Source organism: Kitasatospora sp. NE20-6, assembly GCF_045862635.1.
In genome coordinates, this window is sequence record NZ_BPRL01000176.1 from 1 (window position 1) to 903 (window position 903).

1 protein-coding gene and 1 pseudogene are annotated in these 903 nt (G+C 74.3%); both read right to left on the bottom strand.

Annotated features, from left to right (window positions below):
- Positions 1 to 446, bottom strand: a 446-nt coding sequence (locus tag SNE206_RS40060; protein WP_407918517.1) for a methylmalonyl-CoA mutase family protein, incomplete at its 3' end; no start/stop codon positions are given.
- Positions 443 to 903, bottom strand: a pseudogene (locus SNE206_RS40065) (methylmalonyl-CoA mutase); the annotation flags it as partial. The gene SNE206_RS40060 and the pseudogene SNE206_RS40065, both read right to left, overlap by 4 nt.

The following is a 903-nucleotide window of genomic DNA, read 5'->3' on the forward strand; positions in this document are numbered from 1 at the left end:
ATGGAGTCGATGGCGACGCCGGCCATGCCGACGTCGCCGGTGACGCGGGGGTGGTCGCTGTCGTAGCCGCGGTGGGTGGGCAGGTCGAAGGCGACGGAGAGGCCCTTCTGGCCGGCGGCGAGGTTGCGGCGGTAGAAGGCGTTGGACTCCTCGGCGGTGGAGAAGCCGGCGTACTGGCGGACCGTCCAGGGCTGGTTGACGTACATGGTGGGGTAGGGGCCGCGCAGGTAGGGGGCGATGCCGGGGTAGGTGTCCAGGAAGTCCACGCCGGCGAGGTCCTCGGCGGTGTACAGCGGCTTCACGCCGATGCCCTCCGGGGTCTGCCACACCAGGTCCTCGACGTCCTTGCCGGTCGCCTGCTGCCAGGCCTCCCGCCACTGCGTGCCGGTCGCCGCCGGGGCGGTGCCGTCCGGGTCCAACCCGATCGTGGTGAAGTCGGGGATCATCGGGCCACTCCCATCTCGTCGAGCAGCGAGGTCAGGGTCGTGACGACGTCGACGCCCACGAAGACGAACTCGTCGACCCCGGCCTGCCGGTACCCATCCTCCGCCCCGCCGGGGCGGCCGGCCAGCAGCACCCTTGCGGCGCCCGCGGCCTTCAGTGCGGCGGCCACGGCCTCCGCGTGCTCGGCGTACACCGGGTCGCTGGAGCACAGGCACGCCACGGTGGCGCCGCTCGCGGCGAACGCCTCCGCCAGCGCCGCCGGGCCGGTGCCCTCCGCGCCGGCCGTCGCGATGCCGCCGGCCTGGAAGAGGTTGGCGGCGAAGGTCGACCGTGCGGTGTGTGCGGACGCCGACCCGAGGGAGGCCAGGAACAGCAGCGGGCGGCTGCCGGTCGCGGCGAGGTGGGCGTCGGAGCGGGCGCGGAGTTCCTCGTAGGCGTCGGCGCGGCGTACCCGCGGCA